Below are 26526 nucleotides of genomic sequence, written 5' to 3'. Positions count from 1 at the left end.
GGCGACCATGAGTGGTGGAGTCGCGCTGATCGGTTTCGGGTACTGGGGGCCGAACCTGGCCCGCAACCTGCAGAACCATGCCGGTTCCCGCTGGCGTTACCTGGTGGAGCTGTCGCCTGAGCGTGCCGCGCGCGCTCAGGCGCTCTACCCGCAGGTGAAGGTCGTCAGTGATCTCGACATCGTGCTCGACGACCCCGAGGTGACCGCCGCGATCGTGGCCACCCCGGCCGCCACGCACACGCCGCTGACCCGGCGCCTGCTGGACGCCGGCAAGCACGTGATGGTGGAGAAGCCGCTGGCGCTCAGCACCGAGGACGCGGCGTCGCTGGCCACCCAGGCAGACAGGGGCGGCCGGGTGCTGATGGTCGGGCACGTCTTCGAGTACGTGCCCGCCGTGCTGGAGATGAAGAAGATCATCGACGCCGGCGAGATCGGTGACCTGCTCTACCTGCACTCGCAGCGCCTCAACCTGGGCCGGATCCAGAGCGACGTGAACGCGTTCACCTCGATCGGCCCGCACGACGTCTCGATCGCGAACTTCCTGGTCGGCAAGGGTGCGGAGTGGGTCTCCGCGCGCGGCGCCCGCTACCTGAACGAGAACGTCGACGACGTCGTCTTCGTGACGGTCGGCTACCCGGGCGGCGTGCTCGCCCACATGCACGTCAGCTGGCTGGACCCGTCCAAGACCCGCAAGACCACGGTCGTCGGCTCGCAGCAGATGATGGTCTTCGACGACGTCGACTCCGAGACCAAGCTCCGGGTGTACGACAAGGGCGCGGACCGGCTCGACCCGGACGCCTACGGCGCCTGGCAGTACAAGCTGCGTGACGGTGCCATGCGCGTGCCGAGCCTGCCGATGGCCGAGCCGCTCGGCGCCGAGCTCAAGCACTTCCTGGAGTGCGTCGACACCGGCGCCCGCCCGCGCACCGACGGGTGGAACGGCGTCGAGGTCGTCGCCGTCCTGGAGGCCGTCGAGGAGTCGCTGCGCAAGGGCGGCGACCAGATCGGGGTCACCACGCACCGGCCGGCCAGCTGATGAGCACCGTGATCAGCCCGCTGTCCGTCGTCGCCGACGGCGTCTCGCTGGGGGAGGGGAGCGTGGTCGAGGAGTTCTGCGTCATCGGCCGCTCCGGCCCGGCCGGCGAGAAGACCGTCATCGGCGACGGCGCGACGCTGCGCACGCACACCGTGCTCTACGCGGGCAACACGATCGGACCGCGGTTCGCGACCGGCCACCACGCGCTGGTCCGCGAGTCGAACACGATCGGCGAGAACGTGTCGATCGGCTCGCTCTCGGTCGTCGAGCACCACGTGACGCTCGGCGACCGGGTGCGGATCCACTCGCAGTGCTTCATCCCGGAGTTCACGGTGATCGAGGAGGACGCGTGGATCGGCCCGCGCGTCACGGTCACCAACGCGCCGTTCCCGCGCTGCCCCTCCGTCTCCACCTGCATGAAGGGCGTGCACATCGAGCGCGGCGCCAAGATCGGCGCGAACGCCACGCTCCTGCCGGGTGTCCGGATCGGGGCGGGCGCGATCATCGGCTCGGGGACGGTCGTCACGCGTGACGTCGCGCCCGGCGCCGTGGTGGTCGGCAACCCCGGCCGCCAGACCAAGACCACCGACGAGCTCACCTGCCCGGCCGGTCTTGATCACCGTCCCTACCCACCCGTCGAGTCCCTCGGAGCGAACGCATGACGATTCCCCTCGTAGACCTCAAGGCCTCCTACGAGCGCCACAAGGCCGGCATCGACGCCGCGATCGCCGAGGTCATCACGAACACCCGGTTCATCGGTGGCAAGGAACTCGTCGAGTTCGAGGCCGCGTTCGCGGAGTTCTGCAACGCGCGCTTCGCGATCGGCGTCGGCTCCGGCACCGCCGCGCTGCACCTGGCGCTCGCCGCGCTCGAGGTCGGCCCCGGCGACATCGTCGCGGTCCCGGCGCACACGTTCATCGCCACCGCGGAGCCGGTCGTCTGGCTCGGCGCCACCCCGCGCTTCGTGGACATCGAGCCGGAGACCGGCTGCATGGACCCGGCCGCGCTGAAGGCCGCGCTCGCGCCCGGCGACGTCAAGGCCGTCATCCCGGTGCACATCCACGGCCAGCCGGTCGACCTCGCCGCGATCGGCGCGATCGCGGAGGAGGCGGGCGTCCCGATCATCGAGGACGCGGCGCAGGCGCACGGCTCCTCGGTCACGCTGGCCGACGGCTCCGTGGTGCGCGCCGGTTCGTACGGCGCGATCTCCTGCTTCTCGTTCTACCCGGGCAAGAACCTCGGCGCGTTCGGTGACGCGGGCGCGCTCACCACGAACGACCCGGAGCTGGCCCAGAAGCTCAAGAAGCTGCGCGACCACGGCCGCCTCAGCAAGTACGAGCACGACATCGTGGGCTACGCGCACCGGCTCGACACGATCCAGGCCGCGATCCTCGGCGTCAAGCTGACCACGCTGGACGCGGACAACGACCGCCGCCGCGAGATCGCCGCCGGTTACCGCGCCGGCCTGGAGGGCGTCGGCGACCTGCGTTTCGTCACCGAGGCGCCGGGCCGCCGCAGCGTCTACCACCACTTCGTGCTGCACACCGCCGACCGGGACGCGCTGCTCGCGCACCTCAAGGCGGCCGGCATCGGCGCGGGCATCCACTTCCCGTTGCCGCTGCACCTGCAGCCGGCGTTCGCGTACCTCGGCGGCAAGCGGGGCGACCTGCCGAACACCGAGGCGTTCGAGTCGACCTGCGTGTCGCTGCCGATCTACCCGGAGCTGACGGACGCGCAGCGCGACGAGGTCATCGCCGCGGTCCGCTCGTACTTCGACGGGAACTGATGTCCGAGTCGTTCGCGACGGCGGGCGGGTCTGCGGACCCCCCGCCGTCGCTTCGCATCCTGGCGGTCACCAACCTGTGGCCGTCCCCCGGCGGGTTCCGCGGCGTCTTCGTCCGCGATCAGGTCGAGTCGCTGCGCGCGGCCGGCCACCACGTCGACGTCGAGGTCGTCGCGCAGCAGCGCGGCAAGTCCGACTACCTGACCGCGGCGCCGCGCGTGCGCGCCCGTGCCGCCGCCGGCGGATACGACCTGGTGCACGTCCACTACGGACTGACCGCGCTCGCGTCCCGGCTGATCAAAGGCATTCCCAGGGTCCTCTCGCTGTACGGCAGCGACGTCAACGAACCCTGGCAGCGCCGGATCACCCGCGCCACCACCGGCACTGTCGCGGCCACGATCTACCCGTCCCAGCGGCTCGCGGTCGCGGCCGGCGACCCGGACGGCTTCGTCGTGCCGAACGCGGTCGACTTCGCACTCTTCACGCCGCCCGCCACCGACGACGACCGCGAGCGGATCCGCGCCTCGTTCGGCATCGCGCCCGGCGACCAGGTCGTGCTCTTCGGAGCACTTCCGGAGAACCAGGTGAAGGGGTACGACGTGTTCCGCGCCGTCCTCGACAAGCTCTCCGCGACCGGCGCGCCGGTCCGCGAGCTGGTCCTGGCCGAGGCCGGCCAGGAACGCGAAGCCGTGGTCCGCAAGTTCGCCGCCTCGGACGCGCTGCTGCTCACCTCCCGCCGCGGCACCGAGAGCGGCCCGCTGGTGGTCAAGGAGGCCGCGGTGATGGGCGTCCCGGTCGTCACGGTCGACGTCGGCGACACCCCGGAGATCCTGGACGGCGTCACCCCGTCCACGATCGTGCCGTTCCCGGACCCGTGGGGGACGGCCGCGGCGACGGAGGAACTGGTGTCGGACCTGGCGGCCGCGCTCGCGCCGATCCTTGCGGCCCGCACCCGCGCGAACGGCCGCGAACGGCTGCGCCGCCTCTCTCCCGACGCGGTCACGGCCACGCTGGTCGACGTCTACCGCCAGGTCCTCGCCACCTCGGGCAGCCCCAGATGACCACTCCCGCCACGCCCTCCCCGTCCATGCCCGACGCCGCGGCGCCGTCTTCCGCGGCGCCGTCTTCCGCGGCGCCGGACGCCGCGACGTCGTCTCCCGCGACGTTGGATGCCGGACCGTCGTCGGGCGCTCAGCCGGCCTCGGACGCGGCGCTCACGTCGGCGGACGGGCCGCTGTCGCGTGCGGGAGCGTCCGCGAAGACTCGGCCGCCGGCGACCGCGTCGCCGTCCGGTGAGGCCTCCTCGCCCGCGGACGCACGGTCCCGGGCGCGGCGGTGGCTGGCCGACCTCGGGCCGGCGGTACTGGCGTACCTCGTCCTGCGGTTGGTCTGCTTCGCCGTCCTGGCCGTCTTCGCGCGCATGGCCGGCACCCCGATCGCCGCCGCCCTGACCGACTTCGACGCCACCTGGTACGCCGGCATCGCCACCGGCGGCTACGACGAGGCGATCCCGCTCAAGGCGGACGGCTCGCTCGCCAGCACCAACCTCGCGTTCTTCCCGCTCTTCCCGGCCCTGATCGCCCTCCTCGACCCGATCCTCCCGGGCAGCGCCGCGACCGCCGGCGTCGTACTCTCCTGGATCGCCGGCCTCTTCGCCGCCGCCGGCCTCGCCGCGATCGGCCTGCACCTGCGCGACCGACGCACCGGCATCGCGCTGGCCGCCGTCTGGGCCGTCCTGCCACACGCGCTGGTCCAGTCCATGGGCTACAGCGAGACGCTGTTCACCGCGCTCGCCGCCTGGTCGCTGTGGGCACTGCTGCGCCACCAGTGGCTGACCGCCGGCCTACTCTGCGTCCTCGCCGGCCTCACCCGCCCCACCGGCGGCGCCCTCGCCGTAGCGGTCGGCCTGGCCGCGCTCTTCGCCGTCATCCGCAACCGGGGCCGCTTCACCGACGGCGGCTGGCGCCCCTGGCTGGCCGGCGCCCTGTCACCACTCGGCATGCTGGCCTTCATCGGCTGGGTCGGCCTCCGCCTCGGCCAGGCCGACGGCTACTTCCGCGTCCAGGGCGACGCGTGGGGAATGGCCTTCGACGGCGGCTTCTACACGCTGAAGACCCTGAAGGCCATCCTGACGGACGGGCAGCCGCTCGCCCTCTACATGGCCACCGCGGTCCTCGCCGTGGCCGTCCTGCTGCTGTTCCTCGGCTTCACCGAGAAGCTGCCGTGGCCGCTGCTGGTCTACGCGGCGCTGGTGCTGGCGCTGGCCCTGGGCGGCGAGGGGTACTACCACTCCAAGTCCCGCCTGCTGATGCCCGCGTTCCCGCTGCTGATCCCGGTGGCCTACGCCCTGGCCCGAGCGCGGCTACCGCAGGTCGCGGCGGTGGTGGCGGCGTTGACGGCACTTTCCGCGTGGTACGGATCCTATCTGGCGCTGGTCTGGGAGTATTCACCCTGATCATCAGCTTCCGCTGAAGCCCGGCCCTTTCTCGGGGCCGGGCTTCTTCGTCCTGCGAGGCAGGTTGTCTGCCGTCGAGCTCGGTCGAACTTAGGAGATCAGCCCACGACGGGACAGGAGCCCGCGGGAGCAAGCCCATAGCGCCCACGCCGGAAGCGGGAATATCAAGCCCTCAAACGGGCTCTTCGAGCAGTGCTCGCCCGATCTCCGTTATCTGATGCAGCACCAGATTCGCGTGCCGTCGGCTGGTGATGAGTCCGGCCTCCCGCAGCACCGTCGCGTGATGGCTTGCCGTGGCCGGAGATATGCCGACTCGCCGGGATATCTCCCCGGTGGTGGCCGCGACCGTGACCGCGCGCAGGACCTCGAGCCGGGTGGTGCCGATCAGTGGGCCCAGCCGCCGGCTGCCGTCCGGCGTGCCCACGGTCGCGGCGGGGCGCTGGCGGTGGGCAGGGTAGACGAGCATCGGGGGGAGTTCGGGGTTGGCGAGTGCGATGGGGTCCTGCCAGCAGAAGTAGGACGGGACGAGCAGCAGGCCACGGCCGTCGAGGTGCATGTCGCGGTCCATCGGGTAGCCGTGGATCTGCAGGACGGGCGCGTTCCACTCGCAGCGGGGGCCGAGGTCGTCGAGGAGGTGGCCGGCGCCGTGGTCGAGCATCAGGGTGCCGCGGAGGGCGCGGTCGTCGGCGACCGCGCCGGAGATCTCGGTCCAGTACGGGGCGACCGCGACCTCGAAGTAGCGGCGCATGCCGTCGCCGAGGGCGTGCATGGCCTGCGGGCGGCCGGAGGCGAGGTCGTCGAGCCAGATGTCCGCGCCGGCCGGGTCCGGGATCATCCGGATCTCCTCGGTGACCCGGGCGGCGTCCGTGTGCTGGATCGTGTCGATGCCCTGGTCGAGCGACGAGACGTCGCCGGGGGTGAGGAAGTCGGGGAAGTAGCGGCCGAGCGGCGAGATCGGCAGCAGCGTGCTGCGGAGCAGGCCGGTCATGTTGTGCTGGCTCAGGTCGAGGCGCACCTGGCGGTGCCAGCCCTCGTACGCCGCGTAGCCGCGCCGGGTCTGCAGCCGGTGCAGGCTGCAGACGATCTCCCAGAGTGGGTCGGGGCGCCGGGCGACGCGGGTGCGGGCCACGTCCTCGGAGGTGAAGTGGATCGACAGTGTGCCCATTGTCTGAGTGTCCACACAGGGGTCGGCGGGGCGCCGGCGACTTCCCGCCGGCGCGGTACTCCTGAAGTTTAAAGGGGACGGCGACCCCCCGTCAGCCGCCGTCCCGCACCTAGAGTGATGGCAGCCGGACCTGTGGGCCATGGACCTTCGAGCAGAATCGAAATACGGACTTGATTTGCACGATCCAGGTCGATTTGATGGCAGGCATGTCGTTTCGGCTCCGGCGATTCCGGTCCGTCCTGGTCGCCGGTGCCGGTGCCCTGCTGCTCACCGCGGTCGCGGTCGCGGCCCCGCTGATCGCCGCGGTCTACGGCACCGGGCCGCAGGACACGTTCGCCGACGACCTCGACGCGTACGGTATGCCGTACGGCGTCGCCGGTGGAGTGTCCACTGTGCACTGGCTCGGCCTGGAGCCGGGGCTCGGCCGTGACCTGCTGATCCAGACCATCTACGGCATGCGTACGTCGCTGGCCGTCGTCGGCCCGGCCGTGCTGCTGGCCACGCTCCTCGGCACCGTGGTCGGCGGGCTGGCCGGCCTGTTCGGTGGCTGGGTCGACGCGCTGCTCACCTGGGTCACCGACGTGGCGATCGCGTTGCCGCTGCTGCTCTGCGCGATCGCGGTGATCCGCCCGCTGGAGCTGGCGTTCTACGGGCCCCGGGACGCGGTGCCGGGCTGGTTCCGGATGGTCACGCTGGTCGGCCTGTTCGCGGTGCTCGGCTGGACCGGCGTGGCCCGGCTGGTCCGCACCCAGGTCCGCGCGCTGCGCGAACGGGACTTCGTGACCGCGGCGATCGCGCTCGGCGCCGGGCCCGGCCGGATCCTGCGCCGCGAGGTACTGCCGCACCTCGGCCCGCCGATCGTCGCCGGTGGGTCGCTGCTGCTGCCCATGTTCACGTCCGCGGCTGCGGCGCTGAGCTTCCTCGGCCTGGGCGTGCTGGAGCCGACGCCGGACCTCGGGCGGACGATCCAGCGCAGCCTCGGCTACCTGCAGACCGACCCGGCGTACGTGCTGTTCCCCGGCCTGGCCCTGGTCTGCATGGTGTTCGTGTTCACCGCGTTGGGCGAGTCGGTACGGCGGGCGTTCGACCCGGGACCGGGCCGGTGATCGGCCGGCTGCTGCGCCGGTGCGCGCTCGGACTGCTGACGCTGGCCGGCGTGAGCGTGCTCGCGTTCCTGCTGCTGTTCGCGGTCCCGAGGGACCCGGCCGCCGCGATGTGCCCGAAGAACTGCGACACCGCCCGCCTGGAACGCATCCGCGAGGAGTGGGGACTGTCCGAACCCGTACCCGTGCAGTATCTGTCTTTCGCCTCTCGGTTGTTCACCGGTGAGGACGGTTGTGCGGCCCCGTGCCTCGGGCGGTCGTATGTGACCGGTGAGCAGGTCAGCGCGATGCTGGCCCGTGCGCTTCCGGTGACCGCGAGCGTGGTGCTGCCCGCCGCGGTGCTGTGGGTGACGTCCGGCGTGCTGCTCGGCACGGTCGCGGCCGCCCGCCCCCGCTCGGCCGCGGACCGGCTGATCGGCGCGCTGTCGCTGGCCGGGCTCGCACTGCCGCTCTACCTGGTCGGCGCGGTGCTGCTACTCATCCTGGTGTACGGCACGGCCGCGCTCCCGCAACCCGGCTGGACCGCGCCGAGCGACGACCCGGCACAATGGGCGTCCGGTCTGCTGCTGCCCTGGGTGACGCTCGGCGCGATGCTCGCGCCCGGCTACACCCGGCTGGCCCGCGCCCAGGTCGGCGACGCGCTGGGCACCGATTTCGTGCGCACCGCCGAGGCCAAGGGCCTGACCGGGCGGGCGGTCGTCGGCCGGCACGCACTGCGCGCCTCCGCCGGCCCGCTGGCCACGCTGGCCGCGCTCGACGTCGGTGCCGCGCTCGGCGGCACCGTCATCACCGAGATCACGTTCGGCCTGAACGGCCTGGGCCGGACCGTGATCGAGGCGGTACGCACGGACGACCTGCCGGTCGTGCTCGGCGCCGTCCTGCTCGGCGCCGTGTTCGTGATCGGCGCCAACACGATCGTCGACGGCCTCCAGGCCGTGATCGACCCCCGTTTGCGCAGATAGGAGATCGATGAGGAGAGCGGTGACCCTCGCACTGGTCCTGACGGCCTGTGCGGCCTGCACCGACAACCCCCGCGACGGCGGTACGCCGCCCGAGGAGGAGATCCGGCAGAACACCGGCGTGATCGCCACCGATCCGGCGGCCTCCCGCGGCCCGGCCCCGGAGGTCCCCGGCGCCACATCCGGCGGCACCGTCACCATCTTCCGGGAGACCGCGCTGGCCCGGCTGGACCCGCAACGGATCTACTCGTTCATGGGCCTGAGCGTCTCCCAGCTGTACGCCCGGCGGCTCACCACCTACGCCGACGACGGCAACGGCAAGCTCACGCTGGTCGGCGACCTCGCGGAGACGCCCGGCACCGACGTGAACCGCGACTGCCGCACCTGGGAGTTCCGGCTCAAGGAGAACGTCCGCTTCGAGACCGGCGCCCCGGTCACCGCGCGCGACGTCGCCTACGGCATCGCCCGTTCGTTCGACCTGACGCTCGCCGGCGGTCCCACCTACCTCCAGGAGTGGCTGGCCGACACCCCGCAATACGACAAGGTGTACGACTTCGCCGCCGACAGGACAGCGCTTCCTCCCGGCGTCGAGGTCCCGGACGACCGTACGCTGCGGCTGACCTTCCCCAAGCCGCACTGCGACCTGCCGTTCGCCGCCGCGCTGCCCGCCACCGCACCGGTCCCGGCCGCCGCCGACACCGGCCTCGACTACGACAGGAAGCCGATCGCGACCGGCCCGTACCTCATCGAGGGCCGCACCGGCGACACCGAGCTCCGGCTGGTCCGCAACCCCCAGTGGGACGCCACCACCGACGCGGTCCGGCACGCCTACCCCGACCGTTTCACGCTGGCCTTCGGCGCCGACCCGGTCACCCAGACCAACCGCATCCTGGCAGCTCAGGGCGCAGACGCGGCCGCGGTCTCCTACGACGGCATCCCACCGTCGCTCATCCCGAAGGTCACCGGCGACAGCCTGCTCCGCTCGCTCACGCCACGGCACAGCGTCCTGAACATCAACACCCGCCGCGTCACCGACCTCGCGGTCCGGCGCGCACTGAACGCCGCCATCAACCGCGAGGAACTGGTCAAGGCGCTCGGCGGCGCCGCCGTCGCCCGCCCGGTCACCACGCTGCTGCCACCGAGCACCATCGGCTGGCACGACTACAACGCCTACCCGGCACTGCCGTCGCTGGGCGCGAACGTGCCGGAGTTGGTGCTGGCGTACCCGGACGACGCGGAAGGCCAGATCCAGGGAACAGCGCTGGCGAACAGCCTGCGTAAGGCGGGTTTCAAAATCCTGACGAAGCCGGTCGCGGCGGATGACTTCCTGCACGAGATCCAGCGGGCCGACAATTCCTGGGACCTGTATCCGGACTACTGGGCGCCGGACTGGCCCAGCGGGGCTGCTGTGCTGCCGGCCCTCTACGACGGGCGGGGAATCAAGGCGTCGGGAGGTAACAACGGGACGTCCTATCTCGATTCGCGGGCATTGGACGCGGAGTTCGACCGGATCCTGGCGTTGCCCCTGGATGCGCAGGGAAATGAGTGGGCGGCGCTGGACGAGAAGATCATGCGGGAGTACGCGCCGGCTGTTCCTCTGTACGTCGAAATGACCTGTACGGTGCGGGGCCCGCGGTTGGGAGGGCTCTTTGTCGACGGGGTCTTCGGCTCTCCCGCTTTCGTCAATGCGTTTGTGCGGGGCTAGAGTCCCTTTCTGCTTTCTGACGCGTGGGATGGAATCCGAGGCCGGGCGGCCTCACTCCGGGCGATCAGGCATGATCCCGTCGTGAGGCCACCCGCCCCCAGCCCCAGCCCCAGCCGCAGCCCCAACCCCAGCCGCAGCCCCAGCCCCAGCCCCAGCCCCAGCCCCAGCCCCAGCCCCAGCCCCAGCCCCAGCCCCAGCCCCAGCCGCAGCCCCAGCCGCAGCCCCAGCCGCAGCCCCAGCCGCAGCCCCAGCCGCAGCCGCAGCCCCAGCCGCAGCCCCAGCCGCAGCCCCAGCCGCAGCCCCAGCCGCAGCCCCAGCCGCAGCCCCAGCCGCAGCCCCAGCCGCAGCCCCAGCCGCAGCCCCAGCCCCAGCCCCAGCCCCAGCCCCAACCCCAACCGCAGCCCCAGCCCCAACCGCAGCCCCAGCCCCAGCCCCAACCCCAGCCGCAGCCCCAACCCCAGCCGCAGCCCCAACACCAGCCGCAGCCGCAGCCGTAGCCGCAGCCGCAGCCGCGCGAACGAGGACGCCGCGTGAAGGAAAGCCCGCGCCCGTGGGATCGTCGGCGGGGTGCGGCGCGGGGCTTATATCCGAAATATCATCAGAAAGGCGGCGACGGCAAGCCGCCCTTAACGATCACGTGTCGCAAATCGTTGTTATCCGGCGCTCTTAACAACGATTTGCGACACGTGATCAACTTCAGCGCATGATCCGGCACGCCGAGTAGCCGCGTCGCCACCCGTCGTATCGCGCCGACCGATATCCGCGCGCACCAGCCCTCACGGCCATAAGGCCGGCCCTGATCTTCTTCATGCGCACCGCGCGGACCGTCACCGCCTGGCTGCCCCGTCTGCCGTCGACCATCCTTGGGGTGCAGATCTTCGGCAGGGCCGCCACCCACCACGACACCGCAGCCCCGGCAAGGACGGCGCCCCGCCGCCGACCATGCCGACCCAAGCTGGCGGCCCTGCCGAAGATCTGCTCGGCTTCGCCTGGACGACGGCAGACGGGGCAGCCAGGCACACGACACCCCACCCCACCACCACCACGCCAACACGACCGGGCCAACCCAACCCGCGGCCAGACGGGAAGCAGGCCCTCCCCGGAGCCCGAGACCCGCCGGAGGCGCCCTACACCGCAGCCAAAAAGCCCAACGCCCCCAATAAGGCGAAATGTCGGGCGCGCAGCGCCCGAACGGTCGCGGGCTGTGAAGTCGGGCAGGTCGCGGGCTGTGAAGTCGGGCAGGTCGCGGGCTGTGAAGTCGGGCAGGTCGCGGGCTGTGAAGTCGGGCAGGTCGCGGGCTGTGAAGTCGGGCAGGCCGCGGGCCGCGAGGTCGAGCAGGCCGCGGGCCGCGAGGTCGAGCAGGCTGCGGGCCGCGAGGTCGAGCAGGCTGCGGCTCTGGTGCAGCCTGCCGTTGAAGCCAGTCGACGGGCGCCGCGCCGCAGACCGAGCGGCGCTCGGCTCAAGACCCGCGCTCAAGACCCGCGCTCAAGACCCGCGCTCAGGCCGGCTGCTGCCCCACCGGTGCTGCGGCTCGCGACAGGGAGATGGCCAGGGCTTCCGGAGCCAGTGGGCGGGACAGGTGGAAGCCCTGCGCCGTCGTGTACCCCAGTTGCCGGAGGCGGAGCGCCTGGGCCGGGTTCTCGATGCCTTCCGCGACCGTGTCCAGTCGCAGGGCGTCGGCCATCTGCTGGACGGCGCGAGGAACGGCCAGCCGGGCCTCGTCGGGTAGACCCGCGGGGGTGTCGAGTTCGATGCCGGTCACGAACGATCGGTCGAGTTTGAGGATCGCCACCGGGAAGGCGAACAGCAGGCTGAGGGAGGACTCGCCGGTGCCGAAGTCGTCGAGCGCGAGTTTGACGCCGAGATCATGGAGTGCGTGCAGCGTGGCCGTTGTGGCGGTGCCGCGGAGGGCGGCGGATTCGGTCAGTTCGAGGACGAGGCGGTCGGCGGTGAGCCCGGAGTCCGCGAGCGCGGCCGTGACCTCGACCGGGAACGACGGGTCCTGGAGTTGGTGCGCGGAGACGTTCACCCCGACCTTGTGGGGCGCGGCGTCCCCGAGCGCGGCGCTCCAGGCGATCATCTGCCGGCATGCCTCGCGGAGGGCCCAGCGGCCGAGTGGCACGATCAGGCCGGTGCGTTCGGCCGCGGGGATGAACTCGCCCGGCAGCAGGAGCCCGCGGCTGGGGTGGCGCCACCGCACCAGCGCCTCGACGCCGATGGTGCGGCCGCTCTCCAGGTCGACGATCGGCTGGTAGAAGAGCACCAGCTCGTTCTCGTCGAGTGCCCGCCGCAGTTCTCCGCCGGTCTGCATCTGGGCGAGGACCGGCTGTTCCATCCCGTCGGTGTAGCGGACGTAGCGGGCCTTGCCGCGGATCTTGGCGGCGTACATGGCGACGTCCGCGTTGCGGAGCACGTCTTCGGCCCGGTCGCCGGGGCGGGCGGTGGCGGCGCCGATGCTGACGTGCGCCAGCAGCCAGTGCCCACCGGCCAGCAACGGCCGGTCCAGCGCCGCGAGCAGCCGCTTGGCCACCTCATCCCCGAGGCCGGCCGAGCTCGGGGCGGGAGCCGGCCCGGTGAGCAGGACCGCGAACTCGTCGCCGCCGAGCCGCACCGGCAGGCCGCGGTCGCCCGCGGCCTGGCGGAGAGCGATCGCGACTGCCTGCAGCAGCCGGTCGCCGACCGCGTGCCCGAGCGTGTCGTTGACCGTCTTGAAGTCGTCGAGGTCGATGAGCAGCACGGTCGGCACGTCGTCGCCGGGAACCGCGGCGTGCAGGTGCGAGCCGAACAGCGCCCGGTTGGCCAGCCCGGTCAGTGCGTCGTGGGTGGCTTCGCGCTGCAGCCGCATCTCCTGTGCGCGCAGGTGCGCCACCAGCCGGGTGTTCTCCCGCAGCACGGTGATCTGCCGCAGCACCACCAGCCCGGTGGTGGCGACGGCCGCGGCGACCACCGTCCGCACCTGCCGGTCCGCGCTCGCATCCTGGTGCGCGACCAGCAGGAGCAGGCCGTTCACGGCGGCGACCGCGACGTACGGGAAGACAACGAACGGCACGCGGCCGGGCTCGCGGGCCGGGGTGGAACCGTCCGGCGCGTACGCCTGCCGGATCGCCGCGCCCGTCATGATCAGCGCGGTGACCGGCACCGCCAGCACGGCCGCACCGAGTTTGCCCTGCTCCCCGTAGGTGAGCGTGACGAAGCCGGCGCCGGCGCCGAGCAGGCCGGAGCCGGAGACGAGGTACATCGCGATCCGGTCGACCGGGCTGTGGCCGCCGAGCAGCAGCCGGGTCAGGACGGAGCCGGCGAGCAGGCACGCGACCGCGATGGCCAGCAGCGCGATGTCGCTGATCGGGCCGTCCTCGAGGAACAGCGGCTCGACCACGAAGTGCCAGACGAACATCGAGCCGGCCAGCACCGCGGTGGTGCTGTCCAGCGCGTACCGCAGGCGGGCGGCGCGGCTCTGGGTGCCGAGCGGCAGCAGCAGCACCACGGTCAGGAACGCGAGCACGCCGGCGACGATCGGCCCGGTGGCGAGCGGCGGGAGCCGGGGCGCGGTGCCGGGCGGCGGCGGTGTGAGCACGATCAGCACGACCGCGATCGCCCACCCGGCCGTGGTCAGCACCGCGGTGATGCGCAGGCCGCGCCAGAAGCGGCGGGCGTCCGGGCTGAGGTCGGGGAACGAGCCGACGCGGCCGAGCGGCACGGCGGTGATCGCGATCGCGCAGAGGCCGATCGCGTAACCGGGGGCGACCGGGCCGTCCGGGACGAGCGTGAGATGCGCGGCCAGCCATAGCGCGGCGGCGACGGCCAGGGTCAGGTTGAGCCAGAGGTACGGCACGAGCGTGCGCCGGCCGGACTGCGCCAAGGTTCAGTTCACCGCCGCGGCGAACGTGTGGTGGCGGCGCGTAGCGATCTGCGGGTCGCCCACGCTGATGCCGGGCACCGCGCTCGTCGGGGGATCAGCGTCATGGCGAACATGATGCCGGAAAGGTGACCCCGGCGCGGTCCCGTGCGTTGTCTCCTCGAACCCCAGAACCCGAGGAGTGGAGTACAGCGATGTTCATGGTGACCGGGAACGCGGCGAAGGTGATCCGCCGGCTCGCGGAGCGCGAGCGGGCACCGGACGGTGCGGGGCTGCGGATCGCGGCCGACCCGCGGGCCGGCGAGCTGACCGTCGGGTTGTCGCCGCGGCCGAGCCGGGGCGACACGGTGCTGCAGGCGGGCGGCGCGTACCTGTTCCTCTGCCCGGTGGCGTTGCAGGCGCTGGACGACAAGGCGCTGGACGCCACGATGACGGAGGACGGCGACTTCGACTTCGTGATGGCCGACCAGCCGCGATGACGCACGTGGGCCGGGTTTCCCCGAAACCCGGCCCACGTCACGTCGATGCTCAGTGGCCGCTGAGGGTGATCATCTCGTCGCGCGGGACGACCTTGATCCGCTTGCGGCCGTGCGGCTCGCCCAGGCTGATCTCGTGCGCGTCCAGCAGCTGCCAGCCGGCCCAGCTGGTGTGCCGGACGCCCTTGCGCGACAGGTACGCGACGACCGCGTCCTGTTCGCGCAGCGTCGCCTCCGGCAGCTCGTCCACCAGCAGGCTCTGGATGGTCTCGTTCGCGTCGCCCTTGGTGTGGCCGATCAGGCCGACCGGGCCGCGCTTGATCCAGCCCGTGACGTACACGCCGGAGATGTGGTTGCCGTCCAGGTCCAGGACCCGGCCGGCGTCGTGCGGGACCGTGCCGGTGCGGGTGTCGAACGGCAGGTCGGCCAGCGGCCGGCTGAGGTAGCCGATGGCCCGGTAGACCGCCTGCACGTCCCAGTCGGTGAACTCGCCGGTGCCGCGCACGTTGCCGTCGCCGGTCAGTTCCTGCGTCTCGGTGCGCAGCCCGGTCACGCCGGTCTCGGCGTCGCCCAGGATCTCGGCCGGCGCCTGCAGGAAGTGCAGGTGCAGGCGGCGCTTGCGATCCTCGCGCGGGTCGCGCATCGCCCAGTTCTGCAGGATGTCCACGCACATCTTGACGTGCCGGGTCTTGCGCATCTCCTCGAGGCTGCCCTCGTCGAACTCGATGCCCTCGGGGTGCACGATCACGTCGACGTTGGGGGAGTGGTCCAGCTCGCGCAGCTCCATCGGCGTGAACTTGACCTGCGCCGGGCCACGCCGGGAGAACAGGTGCACGTCCGTCACCGGGCTGGCCAGCAGGCCCTGGTAGACGTTCTCCGGGATCTCGGTCTCGAGCAGCTCGTCCGCGGTCTTGGCGAGCACCCGGGCGACGTCGACGGCCACGTTGCCGGCGCCGATCACGGCGACCCTGGTGGCGGTCAGCGGCCACTCGCGCGGCACGTCCGGGTGGCCGTCGTACCAGCTGACGAAGTCCGCGGCGCCGTAGCTGCCGGGCAGGTCGACGCCCGGGATGTGCAGCACCCGGTCCTTGTCCGCGCCGGTCGCGAAGATCAGCGCGTCGTAGAACGGGCGCAGCTCCTCCAGCTTGACGTCCACGCCGTAGTCGACGTTGCCGATGAACCGGATCCGCGGGTTGTCCAGCACCTTGTGCAGGGCGTTGATGATCTCTTTGATCCGCGGGTGGTCGGGGGCGACACCGTAACGGATCAGGCCGTACGGCGTGGGCAGCCGGTCAAAGACGTCGACGGTCGCTGTCGGGTGGTTCTTCGACAGGATGTCGGCCGCGTAGATGCCGGCCGGACCGGCGCCGATGACGGCGACCCGCAGTGGGCGCTGCTCCTCCATGGTGTAAATCCCTCGCTCGCTCGCGCGTAAGTCTGACCGCCCAGGTTAGGTCAGCCTTAGTCGCAGACCCCGCACCGACGGGTGTGAGCCTGATCATGTTGGCCCGTTTCAGCAGCTCAGAGCGCTGGGTTGCCACTGCGTTTCTGCTCAGTTCGCGGGACGGTACGCCGAACGAGGCGGCCATGAGGTTCGAGTCCATCGACGACGATTACCAGGTCGAGCACTGGACCCGGCAGATCCGGATGGGCTGCTGGATCGCCATCGTGATCTCGGCGGTGGGCGCGGTGCGGGTCTACCTGGACTGGCCCGAGCCCGCGCACTGGCTGGTCTTCGTGACCGGCGCGGCCGCGCTCGTCCAGATCGGGCTGCTCGGCCTGCCCTGGGCCCGGATAGTCCGCCGCCGGTACGCCCGCGAGCTGCTGTTCGCGTGGTGGCTGCTCGAAATGCCACTGCTCTACCTGTTCGCCCGGGGTGACGAGGCCGCGCTTGCGATCTTCCCGGCCGGTGCCATGGTGATCATGGTGACCGCGGCCGTGCTCTACCCGCCGAGTGCGGTGCTCACGCTCGGCGCGCTCTCCACCGGCGCGTTCCTGACGCTCGCATACGGGCGGCCCGAGGCCGAGCCGACCATGGTTGTCGGCCTGGTCGCGGTGCTGGTCGCGGTGGTCGCCACGTCCGTGTTGACCGCGCAGAGCCGGCTGCGCCAGGACGCGCGCCGCACGGCCGCGGAGGGCCGCACCGAGGCGCTGCTGGAGAACGCGTCCGACCTGGTGCTGGCCGTCGGCGCGGACGGCGAGGTCACGTACGCCAGCCCGTCCGCCCGTGAGCTGCTCGGCCGTGACCCGGCCTGGCTGACCGGCGAGCGGCTCAGCCAGATGACCCACCCGGAGGACCTGCCGCTGGCACGCGAGTTCATGGCCGCGCTGTTCGCGGCCGAGCCCGGGCACACCGGCCGGATCGAGGTGCGGCTGCGGCACGGCGACGGCACCTGGGTCTACGCGGAGGCGATCGGCGTCAACCGGCTCCGCGACCCGAACCTCAGGGCGGCCGTGCTCAGCATCCGCGACGTGGGTGCGCGCAAGTACATGGAGGCGGAGCTGACCCGGCAGGCGTTCACCGACTCGCTGACCGGGCTGCCGAACCGCGCGCTCTTCCGCGACCGGGTCACCCACGCGGCCGCGCGGCACCGCCGCGAGTCCGGCCGGATCACCCTCATGCTGATCGACCTGGACGACTTCAAGCTGGTCAACGACGGTCTCGGGCACACCGCCGGCGATCAGTTGCTGCGCGTCATCGCGCAGCGGCTCTCCGCCCAGCTGCGCCCGGCGGACACGCTGGCCCGGCTCGGTGGCGACGAGTTCGCGGTGCTGGTCGAGGACCTGACCGAGATCGAGGCGGCCGAGCTGGCCGACCGGCTGGTCCGCGCGGTCCGCGAGCCGGTCACGCTCGGCGTCCGCGACGTCATCTGCACCGCCAGCATCGGCATCTCAGTGATCAAGGCGGGCACGCACGACCTGGGCGAAGCCGACGAGCTGCTGCGCGACGCCGACCTGGCGATGTACGCGGCGAAGGCGGCCGGCCGGGACGGCTACCAGGTCTTCGACCCGGCCCGGCACGCGGACGTGCTGGCCGAGGCGGAGCAGCGGGCCGCGCTGGAGCGCGCGCTGCTCGAGGAGCAGTTCGTGGTGCACTACCAGCCGATCGTGGATCTGCCCGCGCGCGAGCTGATCGGTTTCGAGGCGCTGGTGCGGTGGAACCACCCGGAGGCCGGGCTGGTCGGGCCGCTCACGTTCATCCCGCTGGCGGAGGCGACCGGGTTGATCGTGCCGCTCGGCCGCTGGGTGCTCGACCAGGCCTGCCGGCAGCTCGCCGCGTGGACCGCGGAGTACCCGGAGGCGGCGCGGCTGCGGATGAGCGTGAACCTCTCGCCCCGGCAGTTCCAGCACTCCGGGCTGGTGGCCGAGGTCGCGGGCATCATCGAGCGCACCGGCGTGCCGGCCGGCAAACTGGTTCTGGAGATCACCGAGTCGCTGCTGATGAAGGACACCGAGGCGACCGTCCGTACCCTCGAGGCCCTGAAAGCTCTTGGAGTGCGGCTCGCGGTCGACGACTTCGGCACCGGTTACTCCTCGCTCAGCTACCTCAAGCGGTTCCCGGTCGACATCCTCAAGATCGACCGTTCGTTCGTGGACGGGATCACCGCGGACTCCGGGGACGCCACGCTCGCCGAGGCGGTCGTGCAGCTCGGCCGCACGCTGCGGCTGCAGACCGTGGCCGAGGGCATCGAGACCGCCGACCAGTGGTCAACGCTGCGCGAGCTGGGCTGCGAGTACGGCCAGGGTTACCTCTTCGCCCGCCCGGTCGCGGCCGACGAGATCATGCCGTTGATCCGCTCACGCCCCACAGGGCTAGCTGACCCCATAACGGAGTAAACACCTCAGGCCGGGCCGTCCGCGGCCGATGAGGGCTCCGATGGACCAGACCTTCCGTCCGCTGATGGACGCGCTCAAGCGGCGTGGCGTCGACCCGCAGATGGTCGACTACGCCGCGGTGGAGGCGGAGCGCAGCGGGCGCTCGATGCGCGCGGTGCTGATCAACGACCAGATCGTCACCGAGCAGGAGCTGACCGCCGCCGCGGCCGACGCCTACGGCGTCCAGACCGTGGACCTGGTCGGCTACCCGATCGAGCAGGCGGCGCTGCAGAAGATCCCGCTGTCGGTGGTCCAGCGGCACCGCGTCATCGGCATCACGATCGAGGGCGACGAGCTCACGGTCGGCGTCACCGACCCGGCCGACGTGGTCGCGCTGGACGACGTGCGCGCCGCCACCGGCATGGTCATCCGGCCGGTCGTGGTCGCGCGCACCGAGGTCCGCAAGATCATTGAGAAGCTGCAGCGCGAGGGGAGCGAGCTCGGCGACATGGCCGAGTCGCTGCGCCTCGAGCAGCCCTCGTCGATGACCGCGGTTACCCAGGGTGACGAGGACGCGCCGATCGTCCGGTACGTCAACTCGCTGATCGAACAGGCCATCCAGAACCGCGCGTCCGACCTGCACCTCGAACCCAGCGAGACCGACCTGCGGGTCCGCTACCGCATCGACGGCGTGCTGCACGAGGTCGACACCGTGCCGCAGGCCGTGCAGAGCGCGCTGATCTCCCGGTTGAAGATCATGTCGAACGTCGACATCACCGAGCGTCGCATCCCGCAGAACGGCCGGATCACGATGCAGCTCAGCAACCGCAAGGTCGACCTGCGCGCCGCCACGCTTCCCACGGTCTGGGGCGAGAAGATCGTCCTCCGCGTGCTCGACACCGGCGGCATCAACCTCGACCTGGCCGGATTCGGCTTCACCGAGGACAACTACGAGCGCTTCTCCGCGTCGTTCGGCAAGCCGCACGGCATGCTCCTGGTCACCGGCCCGACCGGTTCCGGAAAATCCACCACGCTGTACGCCACGCTCGCGAAGATCAGCAAGCCGACCGTCAACATCATCACGGTCGAGGACCCGGTGGAGTACCGGCTGCCCGGCATCAACCAGGTCCAGGTCAACGTCAAGGCCGGCCTGACGTTCGCGGCCGTGCTCCCGGCCATCCTGCGCTCCGACCCGGACGTCGTGCTCATCGGTGAGATCCGCGACCCGATCACCGCGCAGTTCGCGGTCGAGGCCGCGCTCACCGGCCACCTCGTGCTCTCCACGCTGCACACCAACGATGCGCCCAGCGCCATCGTCCGCCTCACCGAGATGGGCATCGAGCCGTTCCTGGTCGGCTCCTCCGTCGACTGCGTACTCGCCCAGCGCCTCGCCCGCCGCCTCTGCGACTGGTGCAAGACCGAGTACTACCCGCCCGACGCCGAACTCCAGGCGGCCCGGTGGCCCTTCGACCAGTGGGACCCGCCCGCCCAGCTGTGGAAACCGGTCGGCTGCCGAAGTTGCGCCGGCACCGGTTACAAGGGCAGGCTCGCGGTCCACGAGGTCATGCCGGTCACCGAGGAGATCGAGAAGCTCGCGGTCAAGCGCGCCCCGGCCAGCGACATCCACGCCGTGGCCCAGGCCCAGGGCATGTTCGACCTCCGCATCGACGGCCTTCTCAAGGCTGCCAACGGCCAGACCTCCATCTCCGAGGTTCTCCGTGTCGCCATCTGACCTCGCAGCCGGCGCCGGTGGAGCGGTGCATCCGACATATCGGGCGTGACGCGCCCGGAGCCGCCCGGGGCCGCGGGGCGCCGGAACCGCTGGGATCGCCGGGGTCGGTGCCTAAGGTCCGCAGGCCTTCTGCCGAAGTCATCGGTATCCCGCTGAGAGGCGGGCCCCCCGTTCGACCCCGAAGGAGCCGCGGTGATCGTAGAGCAGACGCTCGACGACCTGGTGGCGGGCGGTGACCGGAATGACAACCGGGATTCCCTGGACGCCATGCTTCAGTCGCTGATCGAGGCGCAGGGCTCGGATCTGCACCTGACCGTCGGTGCCCCACCGACGATCCGGGTGCACGGTGCGCTCAGTTACCTGCCCGACTACGAGCGGATGAGTCAGATCGACGTGGCGATGCTGGCCCGGGCGGCCACCAGCGACACCCAGTGGGAGGCCTTCCGGGACAGCAGCGAGCTGGACTTCGCGTACAGCGTGCCGCACATCGGGCGGTTCCGGGTCAACCTGTACCAGCAGCGCGGCTCGGTCGGCGCGGCCTTCCGGGCCATCGCGCAGCGGATCCGCCCGCTGGACGAGCTGGGCGTGCCGGACGCGGTCGGCCGTTTCGCGTCGCTGCACCGCGGGCTGGTGCTGGTCACCGGCCCGACCGGCTCCGGCAAGACGACCACGCTCGCCGCGCTGCTCGACCTCGCCAACCGGACCCGCTCGTCGCACATCGTGACGATCGAGGACCCGATCGAGTTCCTGCACCCGCACAAGAAGAGCCTGGTCAACCAGCGCGAGGTGGGTGCGGACACGAAGGACTTCTCGACCGCGCTGAAGCACGCGCTGCGGCAGGATCCGGACATCATCCTGGTGGGTGAGCTCCGCGACCTGGAGACCACGCAGACCGCGCTGACCGCGGCCGAGACCGGTCACCTGGTGCTGGCGACGCTGCACACGCAGAGCGCCACCCAGACCATCGACCGCATCATCGACATCTTCCCGCCGCACCAGCAGCAGCAGATCCGCGCGCAGCTGTCGATGGCCCTGCAGGGCGTGGTCACCCAGGCGCTGTGCGCCCGGGCGGACGGCACCGGCCGGACCATCATCACCGAGATCATGACGGCGACGCCGGCCATCCGGTCGCTGATCCGCGAGGGCAAGACCCACCAGATCCCGTCCTTCATGCAGGCCGGCAGCGCCGACGGCATGTTGTCGTTCGACCAGCACCTGGCCGACCGGGTACGGCATCAGGTGATCACGATCGAGCAGGCCCTCGACCTCTGCCATTCGGCGGAGGAACTCCGCCGCCTCACCGGACGGATGTGACGTCGTGGCAGCCACGAGAACCTTCGACTACAGCAGCGTCGACGCCACCGGCAAACGCAGCAAGGGCAAGATCGACGCCTCCAACGAGGCGGCGGCGGCCCAGCTGCTGCGCCAGCGCGGCATCGTGCCGCTCTCCATCGCGGAGGCCGGCCAGGGGCTCCAGAAGGAGCTGAGCATCCCCGGCCTGAGCGGCCGGGTGACGCTCAAGGACCTGTCCGTGTTCTCCCGTCAGTTCGCGACGCTGACCGCGTCCGGCATGTCGCTGCTGCGCACGCTGGCGGTGCTGGAGGACCAGACGGCCAAGGCGCCGCTGCGCAAGGCGCTCGGCGAGATCCGCAGTGACGTCTCGGCGGGTGTGGCGCTCTCCGCGGCCATGGGCCGGCACGACCGGATCTTCCCGACGCTCATGATCGCGATGATCCGCGCCGGCGAGGCCGGCGGCTTCATGGACCAGGCGCTGGAGCGGATCGCGGTCAACTTCGAGAAGGACGCGGTCCTGCGCGGGAAGATCAAGAGTGCGCTGACGTACCCGGCCATCGTGCTGGGCTTCAGCTTCGTCCTGATCGCCGGCGTCCTGAAGTTCATCGTGCCGGTCTTCGAGAAGATGTTCCGGGACCTCGGCGGCGACCTGCCGTTGCCTACCAAGATCATCGTCAACGCGAGCCACAGCCTGCCCTGGTCCGCACCGTTGTTCCTGGTGCTCGTGATCGGCGGCACGATCGGGGTCCAGCAGGGGCTGCGGCGCAGCCCCGAGTTCCGGCTCTGGTTCGACCGCGCGAAACTGCGGCTGCCGGTCTTCGGCAGCCTGCAGCGGAAGATCGCGATCAGCCGGTTCTCCCGGAACCTCGGCACGCTGCTGTCCTCCGGCGTACCCATGCTGCAGGCGCTCGACGTGGTCGGCGCCACCACCGGCAACGCCGTGATCGCGCACGCCATGAAGGACGTCCAGGACTCGATCCGGGACGGCCAGCCGATGTCCTCGCCGCTCGCCAAGCACTCCGTCTTTCCGCAGATGGTCACACAGATGATCGAGGTCGGCGAAGAGAGTGGCCAAATCAGTCAGATGCTCGGAAAGATTGCCGACTTTTATGACCGCGAGGTCGACACGGCGGCCGAAAGCCTGACCGCCTCGATCGAGCCTCTGATGGTGCTCTTCATGGGCATCACGGTCGGATCGATGGTCGTCTGCCTCTACCTGCCGATGTTCACGGTCTACCAGAACATCGGCGGCACCTCCTGAAATACGCAACTCCATTGCAAGTACCCCGCAACACACCGGTCGAGGACGACAGAGTTCCTCTCCCCTGAGCGCCACAGGAGGCACTCATGCAGCACCTCATCGCCAAGTCCCAGAGGAAGCGGGCCGAGAGCGACAAGGGCTTCACCCTGATCGAGCTGCTGGTGGTCGTGGTGATCATCGGCATCCTGGTCGCGATCGCCGTCCCGGTGTACCTGAACTACCGCAAGGGCGCGTCGAACAAGTCGGCCCAGTCCGACGTGCGCGCCGCGATCAGCGCGGTGGAGACGTTCTACACCGAGAACGGCAACAAGTACCCGGACAGTGCCGCGGCCGTCACCGCGCCCACCGCGCTGACCCTCAACATCACCGGCGGCACCAGCCCGCAGAAGGCCACCCTGTCGGACGGCAACACGCTGCGGTACGAGCGGAAGACCGCCACGACCTACGTCATCTGCGGTTTCAACGCCGACGGTCAGAAGTACTTCGTCTACGACAACTCGGTCGGTGGATCGGTGAAGCAGTCCGCGGCTACCACCATGGACGCCTGCATCACGAACAGCGCCGTCACAACCCCCGCCACCACGTAGTGCTCCGCCGGGCGGGGCAGCGGCGCAACCCGTCGCTGCCCCGCTCGCGCATCCGTCACCACAGTCCCGCGAACCGAGGAAGGAACGGCCATCGATGACTCCACTGCTGGTACTGGCCGCCGTGCTCGGCCTCGCGATCGGCTCCTTCCTGAACGTCGTGATCCACCGGGTGCCGCGCGGCGAGTCGCTGGTGCACCCCGGGTCGGCCTGCCCCGGCTGCGGCGACGCCATCCGCCCCCGGCACAACGTGCCGGTGGTCAGCTGGCTGGCGCTGCGCGGGCGGTGCCACAGCTGCGCCGCGCCGATCAGCGCGCGTTACCCGCTGGTCGAGGCCGGCACCGCGTTGCTCTTCGTCGCGATCACCGCCCGCTTCGGGTGGACGCCGGAGCTGCCCGCCTACCTCTACCTGGCCGCGATCGCGATCGCGCTGGCGCTCATCGACCTGGACGTCAAGCGCCTGCCGGACGCGATCGTGCTGCCCTCCTACCTCGTCGGCCTGGTGCTCCTGGCGCCCGCGGTGCTGACCGCCGGCTGGGGGCACGCGCTGCGCGCGCTCGCCGCGATGGCCGTGCTCTACCTGTTCTACCTCGGACTCGCGCACGTCTACCGGGGCGGCATGGGCTTCGGCGACGTCAAGCTCGCCGGTCTCCTCGGGCTCTACCTGGGCTGGCTCGGCTGGGACGCGGTCCTCGTCGGTGCCTTCGCCGGCTTCCTGCTCGGCGGCCTGGCCGGGATCGCGCTGCTGGCCTCGCGCCGCGCCACCGGCAAGTCCCAGGTGCCGTTCGGCCCGTACATGCTGCTCGGCGCGTTTCTCGCGATCTTCGCTGCCGGTCCGGTCGCCGGCTGGTACCTCTCGCTGCTCCCCACTGCCTGACCTCACCCGAATCACGACCGCATGGAAGGACGTCCGATGGCTGCCACCAATCTCATCGGCCTGGACATTGGATCGATGTCCGTACGGGCCGTCGAGACCACCCGCACCAAGCAAGGCCTGGGCATCCTGAACTACGCCCAGGCCCCGCTGCCGGCCGGCGCGGTCGTCAGCGGGGTGGTCCGGGACGACGCCGCGGTCACGGCCGCGCTCAAGGAGCTGTGGACGACCACGAAGTTCCGGAGCCGGCACGTCACGCTCGGCGTCACCAACCCGCAGGCGGTCGTGCGCGAGATGTCCGTCGCCAAGCTGCCCCGTAACCAGCTGAAGAAGTCGCTGCCGTTCCAGGTGCGCGACATGCTGCCGCTGGCCGTGGAGCGCGCGCTGCTCGACTTCTACCCGCTGGAGGAGCCGGCCGGCGACACGATCCGCGGCCTGCTCATCGCGGCGCCGAAGGACGCGGTGCTGACCGCGGTGCGTGCGGTCGAGCGGGCCGGCCTCTTCGTCGACCGCGTCGACCTGGCCTCGTTCGCGCTGCTGCGCGCCGCCTCCTGGCTGGACACCACCGTGGAGGCGATCGTCGACATCGGCGCGCAGGCCACCAGCGTGGTGGTGCACGCGAACGGCGAGCCGCTGATCGTGCGTACGGTGCCGCGCGGCGGCCAGGAGCTGACCGAGCTGCTGGCCGGCCGGCTCGGCATCGGCGCCACCGAGGCCGAGGCGGTCAAGTGCTGGGTCGGCCTGCGCACCCAGGAAGGGCCGGAGGTCGCCGAGCTCCTGCGCGAGGGACTCCGGCCGCTGATCAGCGAGATCCGCAGCTCGTTCACGTACCTCAGCTCCAGCGAGCGGCCCACCCAGGTGCAGCGGCTGTCGCTGTCCGGCGGCGGCTCGCTGCTGCCCGGCCTGCCCGAGATGCTCGCCTACGAGCTGTCGGTCGCCACGGTCATCGCGGACCCGATGAGCCGGCTGCGCGGCGTCGAGCCCGGCCAGCACGACAACCTGGAGCGGTTCCGCTCCTCCGCGGCCGTGTCCATCGGCCTCACCCTCGGAGCGGCCTGATGACCACCGAACAGATGCCCGTACACGAGCAGTCGCAGTTCGTCGCGCAGCAGATCGCGCCGCAGGAGCCGTTGCGGATGCTGGCGATCAGCGCGAACCTGCTGCCGGACGAGATCCTCGCCGGCCGCCGGGGCCGCCGGGTCCGCGGCGTCGTCGGCGTCGCCATGGTCGGCGTCGTCGGCCTGCTCGGCGCGTGGTACGGACTGTCCGTCACGCAGACCGCGGCCGCCCAGACCGCGCTGGACCAGACCAACGACTCCGTGCGTGCGGTCAAGAACGAGCAGAAGCAGTACGCCGAGCTGATCCAGACCCAGCAGGAACTCACCGCGATCGAGGACCAGCTCGGCACGCTGATGTCCACCGACGTCCAGTGGTACACGCTGGTCAAGGGCGTCCGGACCGCGCTGCCCAAGGACGTCTCACTGGTCAACATCGTGGCCTCCACCGCCTCGGACTCGACGGCGACCACCAGTGGCAGCCTGCCCTCGGAGACCGCGGCGAAGCAGATCGGCACGATGACGCTGACCGGCTCCGCGGGCGACAAGGACCTGATCGCCGACTTCGCCGACAACCTGCGCGAGGTCAACGGCGTCTCCGACCCGTACGTGACCAGCGTGACGCTCGGTGACGGCAGCGAGGAGTTCGCGATCACCCTCAACCTCACCGATCCCCTCCTCGACGGCCGGTTCACGCCGCGGGAGTCCGCCACCCCCGGAGGCAACTGATGCGCGTCCAGCACGTGGACCGCTGGTGGATCGCCGGCGGCGTCGTCGCCACGGTCCTCCTGCTCGTCCTTACCTGGTTCCTGCTCATCTCGCCGGCCAGCGCCGAGCGCGAGTCGCTGCGGGCGGACACGGAGGCGGCGGCCACCCAGCTCGCCGCCGAACAGGCGACGCTCGACGAGCTCAACGCCGCGTCCGCGAAGAAGGACCAGTACGACACCGAGCTCGCCGAGGCGCAGCGGGCCCTGCCCGGCCGGTCCGGGTCGTCCGAACTGATGCGCCAGATCAAGGCGCAGGCCGAGGCCGCCAAGGTCAACGTGGAGACCCTCACGGTCGGCACCGGCGTCGCCATCGAGGACACCACCCCGCCGGTCTTCCAGCTGCCGATCACGGCGATCGTCGCCGGGGACACCGGCAACATCGAGAAGTTCGTCCAGTCGCTGCAGCAGAGCGGTGACCGGGCGTTGCTGATCAGCTCGTCGACGGTCAACGCGAACGGCGGCGGCACGATCGGCGGCGACGCCGACGGCGCCCGGATGACGCTCTCGATCAGCGCGTTCGTCCAGCAGGACGACAAGAAGTCCGAGGACCCCGACGACACGGCCGCGACGAACTGAGCGTCCGGTTCCGTTTCACCCCCACGACAC

Annotated in this window: 22 protein-coding genes; 18 read left to right on the top strand and 4 right to left on the bottom strand. The window is 71.2% G+C overall.

Annotated features, from left to right (window positions below; translation table 11 throughout):
* The first annotated feature begins 7 nt into the window (after positions 1 to 7).
* Genes J2S43_RS20760 through J2S43_RS20740 form a run of 5 tightly spaced genes read left to right on the top strand, consistent with a single transcriptional unit; the run spans position 8 to position 5274 of the window.
* Positions 8 to 1036 carry a Gfo/Idh/MocA family protein gene (locus tag J2S43_RS20760; protein WP_306831662.1) on the top strand — a complete coding sequence of 343 codons (1029 nt, stop codon included), beginning with the start codon at positions 8 to 10 and terminating at the stop codon, positions 1034 to 1036.
* A complete protein-coding gene (locus J2S43_RS20755) occupies positions 1036 to 1698 on the top strand; it encodes an acyltransferase (RefSeq protein ID WP_306831660.1) in 663 nt (220 codons plus the stop codon). Before J2S43_RS20760 ends, J2S43_RS20755 begins: the two co-directional genes overlap by 1 nt.
* Positions 1695 to 2822 (top strand): DegT/DnrJ/EryC1/StrS family aminotransferase, encoded by a 1128-nt coding sequence (locus J2S43_RS20750; RefSeq protein ID WP_306831658.1) that lies wholly within the window; start codon positions 1695 to 1697, stop codon positions 2820 to 2822. Before J2S43_RS20755 ends, J2S43_RS20750 begins: the two co-directional genes overlap by 4 nt.
* Positions 2822 to 3880: a glycosyltransferase family 4 protein gene (locus J2S43_RS20745; protein WP_306831656.1), complete on the top strand. Its 1059-nt coding sequence runs from the start codon at positions 2822 to 2824 to the stop codon at positions 3878 to 3880. Before J2S43_RS20750 ends, J2S43_RS20745 begins: the two co-directional genes overlap by 1 nt.
* Entirely contained in the window at positions 3877 to 5274 is a 1398-nt protein-coding gene (locus J2S43_RS20740) for a hypothetical protein (RefSeq protein ID WP_306831654.1), read from the top strand. The genes J2S43_RS20745 and J2S43_RS20740 overlap by 4 nt, the downstream gene beginning before the upstream one ends.
* Before the next feature lie 172 nt (positions 5275 to 5446).
* On the opposite strand, the gene J2S43_RS20735 is transcribed toward J2S43_RS20740, so the two are convergent.
* Positions 5447 to 6439 carry an ArsR/SmtB family transcription factor gene (locus J2S43_RS20735; protein ID WP_306831652.1) on the bottom strand — a complete coding sequence of 331 codons (993 nt, stop codon included), beginning with the start codon at positions 6437 to 6439 and terminating at the stop codon, positions 5447 to 5449.
* A 206-nt stretch (positions 6440 to 6645) separates the two neighbouring features.
* Here J2S43_RS20735 and J2S43_RS20730 point away from each other — a divergent pair, with 206 nt between their 5' ends.
* Genes J2S43_RS20730 through J2S43_RS20720 form a run of 3 tightly spaced genes read left to right on the top strand, consistent with a single transcriptional unit; the run spans position 6646 to position 10206 of the window.
* The gene (locus J2S43_RS20730; protein ID WP_306831650.1) at positions 6646 to 7545 is read left to right on the top strand and encodes an ABC transporter permease; all 900 of its coding nucleotides are present in this window, start codon (positions 6646 to 6648) and stop codon (positions 7543 to 7545) included.
* A complete protein-coding gene (locus tag J2S43_RS20725) occupies positions 7542 to 8504 on the top strand; it encodes an ABC transporter permease (RefSeq protein ID WP_306831648.1) in 963 nt (320 codons plus the stop codon). Before J2S43_RS20730 ends, J2S43_RS20725 begins: the two co-directional genes overlap by 4 nt.
* A gap of 19 nt (positions 8505 to 8523) precedes the next feature.
* A complete protein-coding gene (locus J2S43_RS20720) occupies positions 8524 to 10206 on the top strand; it encodes an ABC transporter substrate-binding protein (RefSeq protein WP_306831647.1) in 1683 nt (560 codons plus the stop codon).
* Here J2S43_RS20720 and J2S43_RS20715 read toward each other — a convergent pair.
* Together J2S43_RS20715 and J2S43_RS20710 are read right to left on the bottom strand one after the other, a co-directional pair.
* Positions 10203 to 10682 carry a hypothetical protein gene (locus J2S43_RS20715; protein ID WP_306831645.1) on the bottom strand — a complete coding sequence of 160 codons (480 nt, stop codon included), beginning with the start codon at positions 10680 to 10682 and terminating at the stop codon, positions 10203 to 10205. The genes J2S43_RS20720 and J2S43_RS20715 overlap by 4 nt on opposite strands.
* A 1022-nt stretch (positions 10683 to 11704) precedes the next feature.
* Positions 11705 to 14065: a putative bifunctional diguanylate cyclase/phosphodiesterase gene (locus tag J2S43_RS20710; protein ID WP_306831643.1), complete on the bottom strand. Its 2361-nt coding sequence runs from the start codon at positions 14063 to 14065 to the stop codon at positions 11705 to 11707.
* Positions 14066 to 14256: 191 nt separating this feature from the next.
* Between J2S43_RS20710 and J2S43_RS20705 the strand changes: the two genes are divergently transcribed.
* A complete protein-coding gene (locus J2S43_RS20705) occupies positions 14257 to 14541 on the top strand; it encodes an adhesin (protein ID WP_306831642.1) in 285 nt (94 codons plus the stop codon).
* A 49-nt stretch (positions 14542 to 14590) separates the two neighbouring features.
* On the opposite strand, the gene J2S43_RS20700 is transcribed toward J2S43_RS20705, so the two are convergent.
* The gene (locus J2S43_RS20700) at positions 14591 to 15943 is read right to left on the bottom strand and encodes an FAD-dependent oxidoreductase (RefSeq protein WP_306831640.1); all 1353 of its coding nucleotides are present in this window, start codon (positions 15941 to 15943) and stop codon (positions 14591 to 14593) included.
* 182 nt (positions 15944 to 16125) lie between these two features.
* Between J2S43_RS20700 and J2S43_RS20695 the strand changes: the two genes are divergently transcribed.
* The 9 genes from J2S43_RS20695 to J2S43_RS20655 all read left to right on the top strand — a co-directional run bounded on the left by J2S43_RS20695 (position 16126) and on the right by J2S43_RS20655 (position 26496).
* Entirely contained in the window at positions 16126 to 18375 is a 2250-nt protein-coding gene (locus tag J2S43_RS20695) for a putative bifunctional diguanylate cyclase/phosphodiesterase (RefSeq protein WP_306831638.1), read from the top strand.
* Positions 18376 to 18415: 40 nt separating this feature from the next.
* The gene (locus tag J2S43_RS20690) at positions 18416 to 20086 is read left to right on the top strand and encodes a GspE/PulE family protein (RefSeq protein ID WP_306831636.1); all 1671 of its coding nucleotides are present in this window, start codon (positions 18416 to 18418) and stop codon (positions 20084 to 20086) included.
* Positions 20087 to 20278: 192 nt separating this feature from the next.
* Positions 20279 to 21400 carry a type IV pilus twitching motility protein PilT gene (locus J2S43_RS20685; protein WP_306831634.1) on the top strand — a complete coding sequence of 374 codons (1122 nt, stop codon included), beginning with the start codon at positions 20279 to 20281 and terminating at the stop codon, positions 21398 to 21400.
* Positions 21401 to 21404: 4 nt separating this feature from the next.
* Entirely contained in the window at positions 21405 to 22640 is a 1236-nt protein-coding gene (locus tag J2S43_RS20680) for a type II secretion system F family protein (protein ID WP_306831632.1), read from the top strand.
* An 86-nt stretch (positions 22641 to 22726) separates the two neighbouring features.
* A complete protein-coding gene (locus J2S43_RS20675; protein WP_306831630.1) occupies positions 22727 to 23227 on the top strand; it encodes a type II secretion system protein in 501 nt (166 codons plus the stop codon).
* A 94-nt stretch (positions 23228 to 23321) separates the two neighbouring features.
* On the top strand, positions 23322 to 24101 hold the full coding sequence (locus J2S43_RS20670; RefSeq protein ID WP_306831628.1) for a prepilin peptidase: 780 nt from the start codon (positions 23322 to 23324) through the stop codon (positions 24099 to 24101).
* Between the two features lie 36 nt (positions 24102 to 24137).
* Positions 24138 to 25157 carry a type IV pilus assembly protein PilM gene (gene pilM, locus J2S43_RS20665; protein WP_306831627.1) on the top strand — a complete coding sequence of 340 codons (1020 nt, stop codon included), beginning with the start codon at positions 24138 to 24140 and terminating at the stop codon, positions 25155 to 25157.
* Positions 25157 to 25882: a PilN domain-containing protein gene (locus J2S43_RS20660; RefSeq protein WP_306831626.1), complete on the top strand. Its 726-nt coding sequence runs from the start codon at positions 25157 to 25159 to the stop codon at positions 25880 to 25882. Before pilM ends, J2S43_RS20660 begins: the two co-directional genes overlap by 1 nt.
* On the top strand, positions 25882 to 26496 hold the full coding sequence (locus J2S43_RS20655) for a type 4a pilus biogenesis protein PilO (protein WP_306831624.1): 615 nt from the start codon (positions 25882 to 25884) through the stop codon (positions 26494 to 26496). Before J2S43_RS20660 ends, J2S43_RS20655 begins: the two co-directional genes overlap by 1 nt.
* The last annotated feature ends 30 nt before the right edge of the window (positions 26497 to 26526 follow it).

Origin of the sequence: Catenuloplanes nepalensis (assembly GCF_030811575.1) — a bacterium.
Taxonomy (GTDB): domain Bacteria; phylum Actinomycetota; class Actinomycetes; order Mycobacteriales; family Micromonosporaceae; genus Catenuloplanes; species Catenuloplanes nepalensis.
The sequence above is the reverse complement of the archived record's forward strand: the minus strand, read 5'-3'. Positions and strand labels throughout refer to the sequence as shown.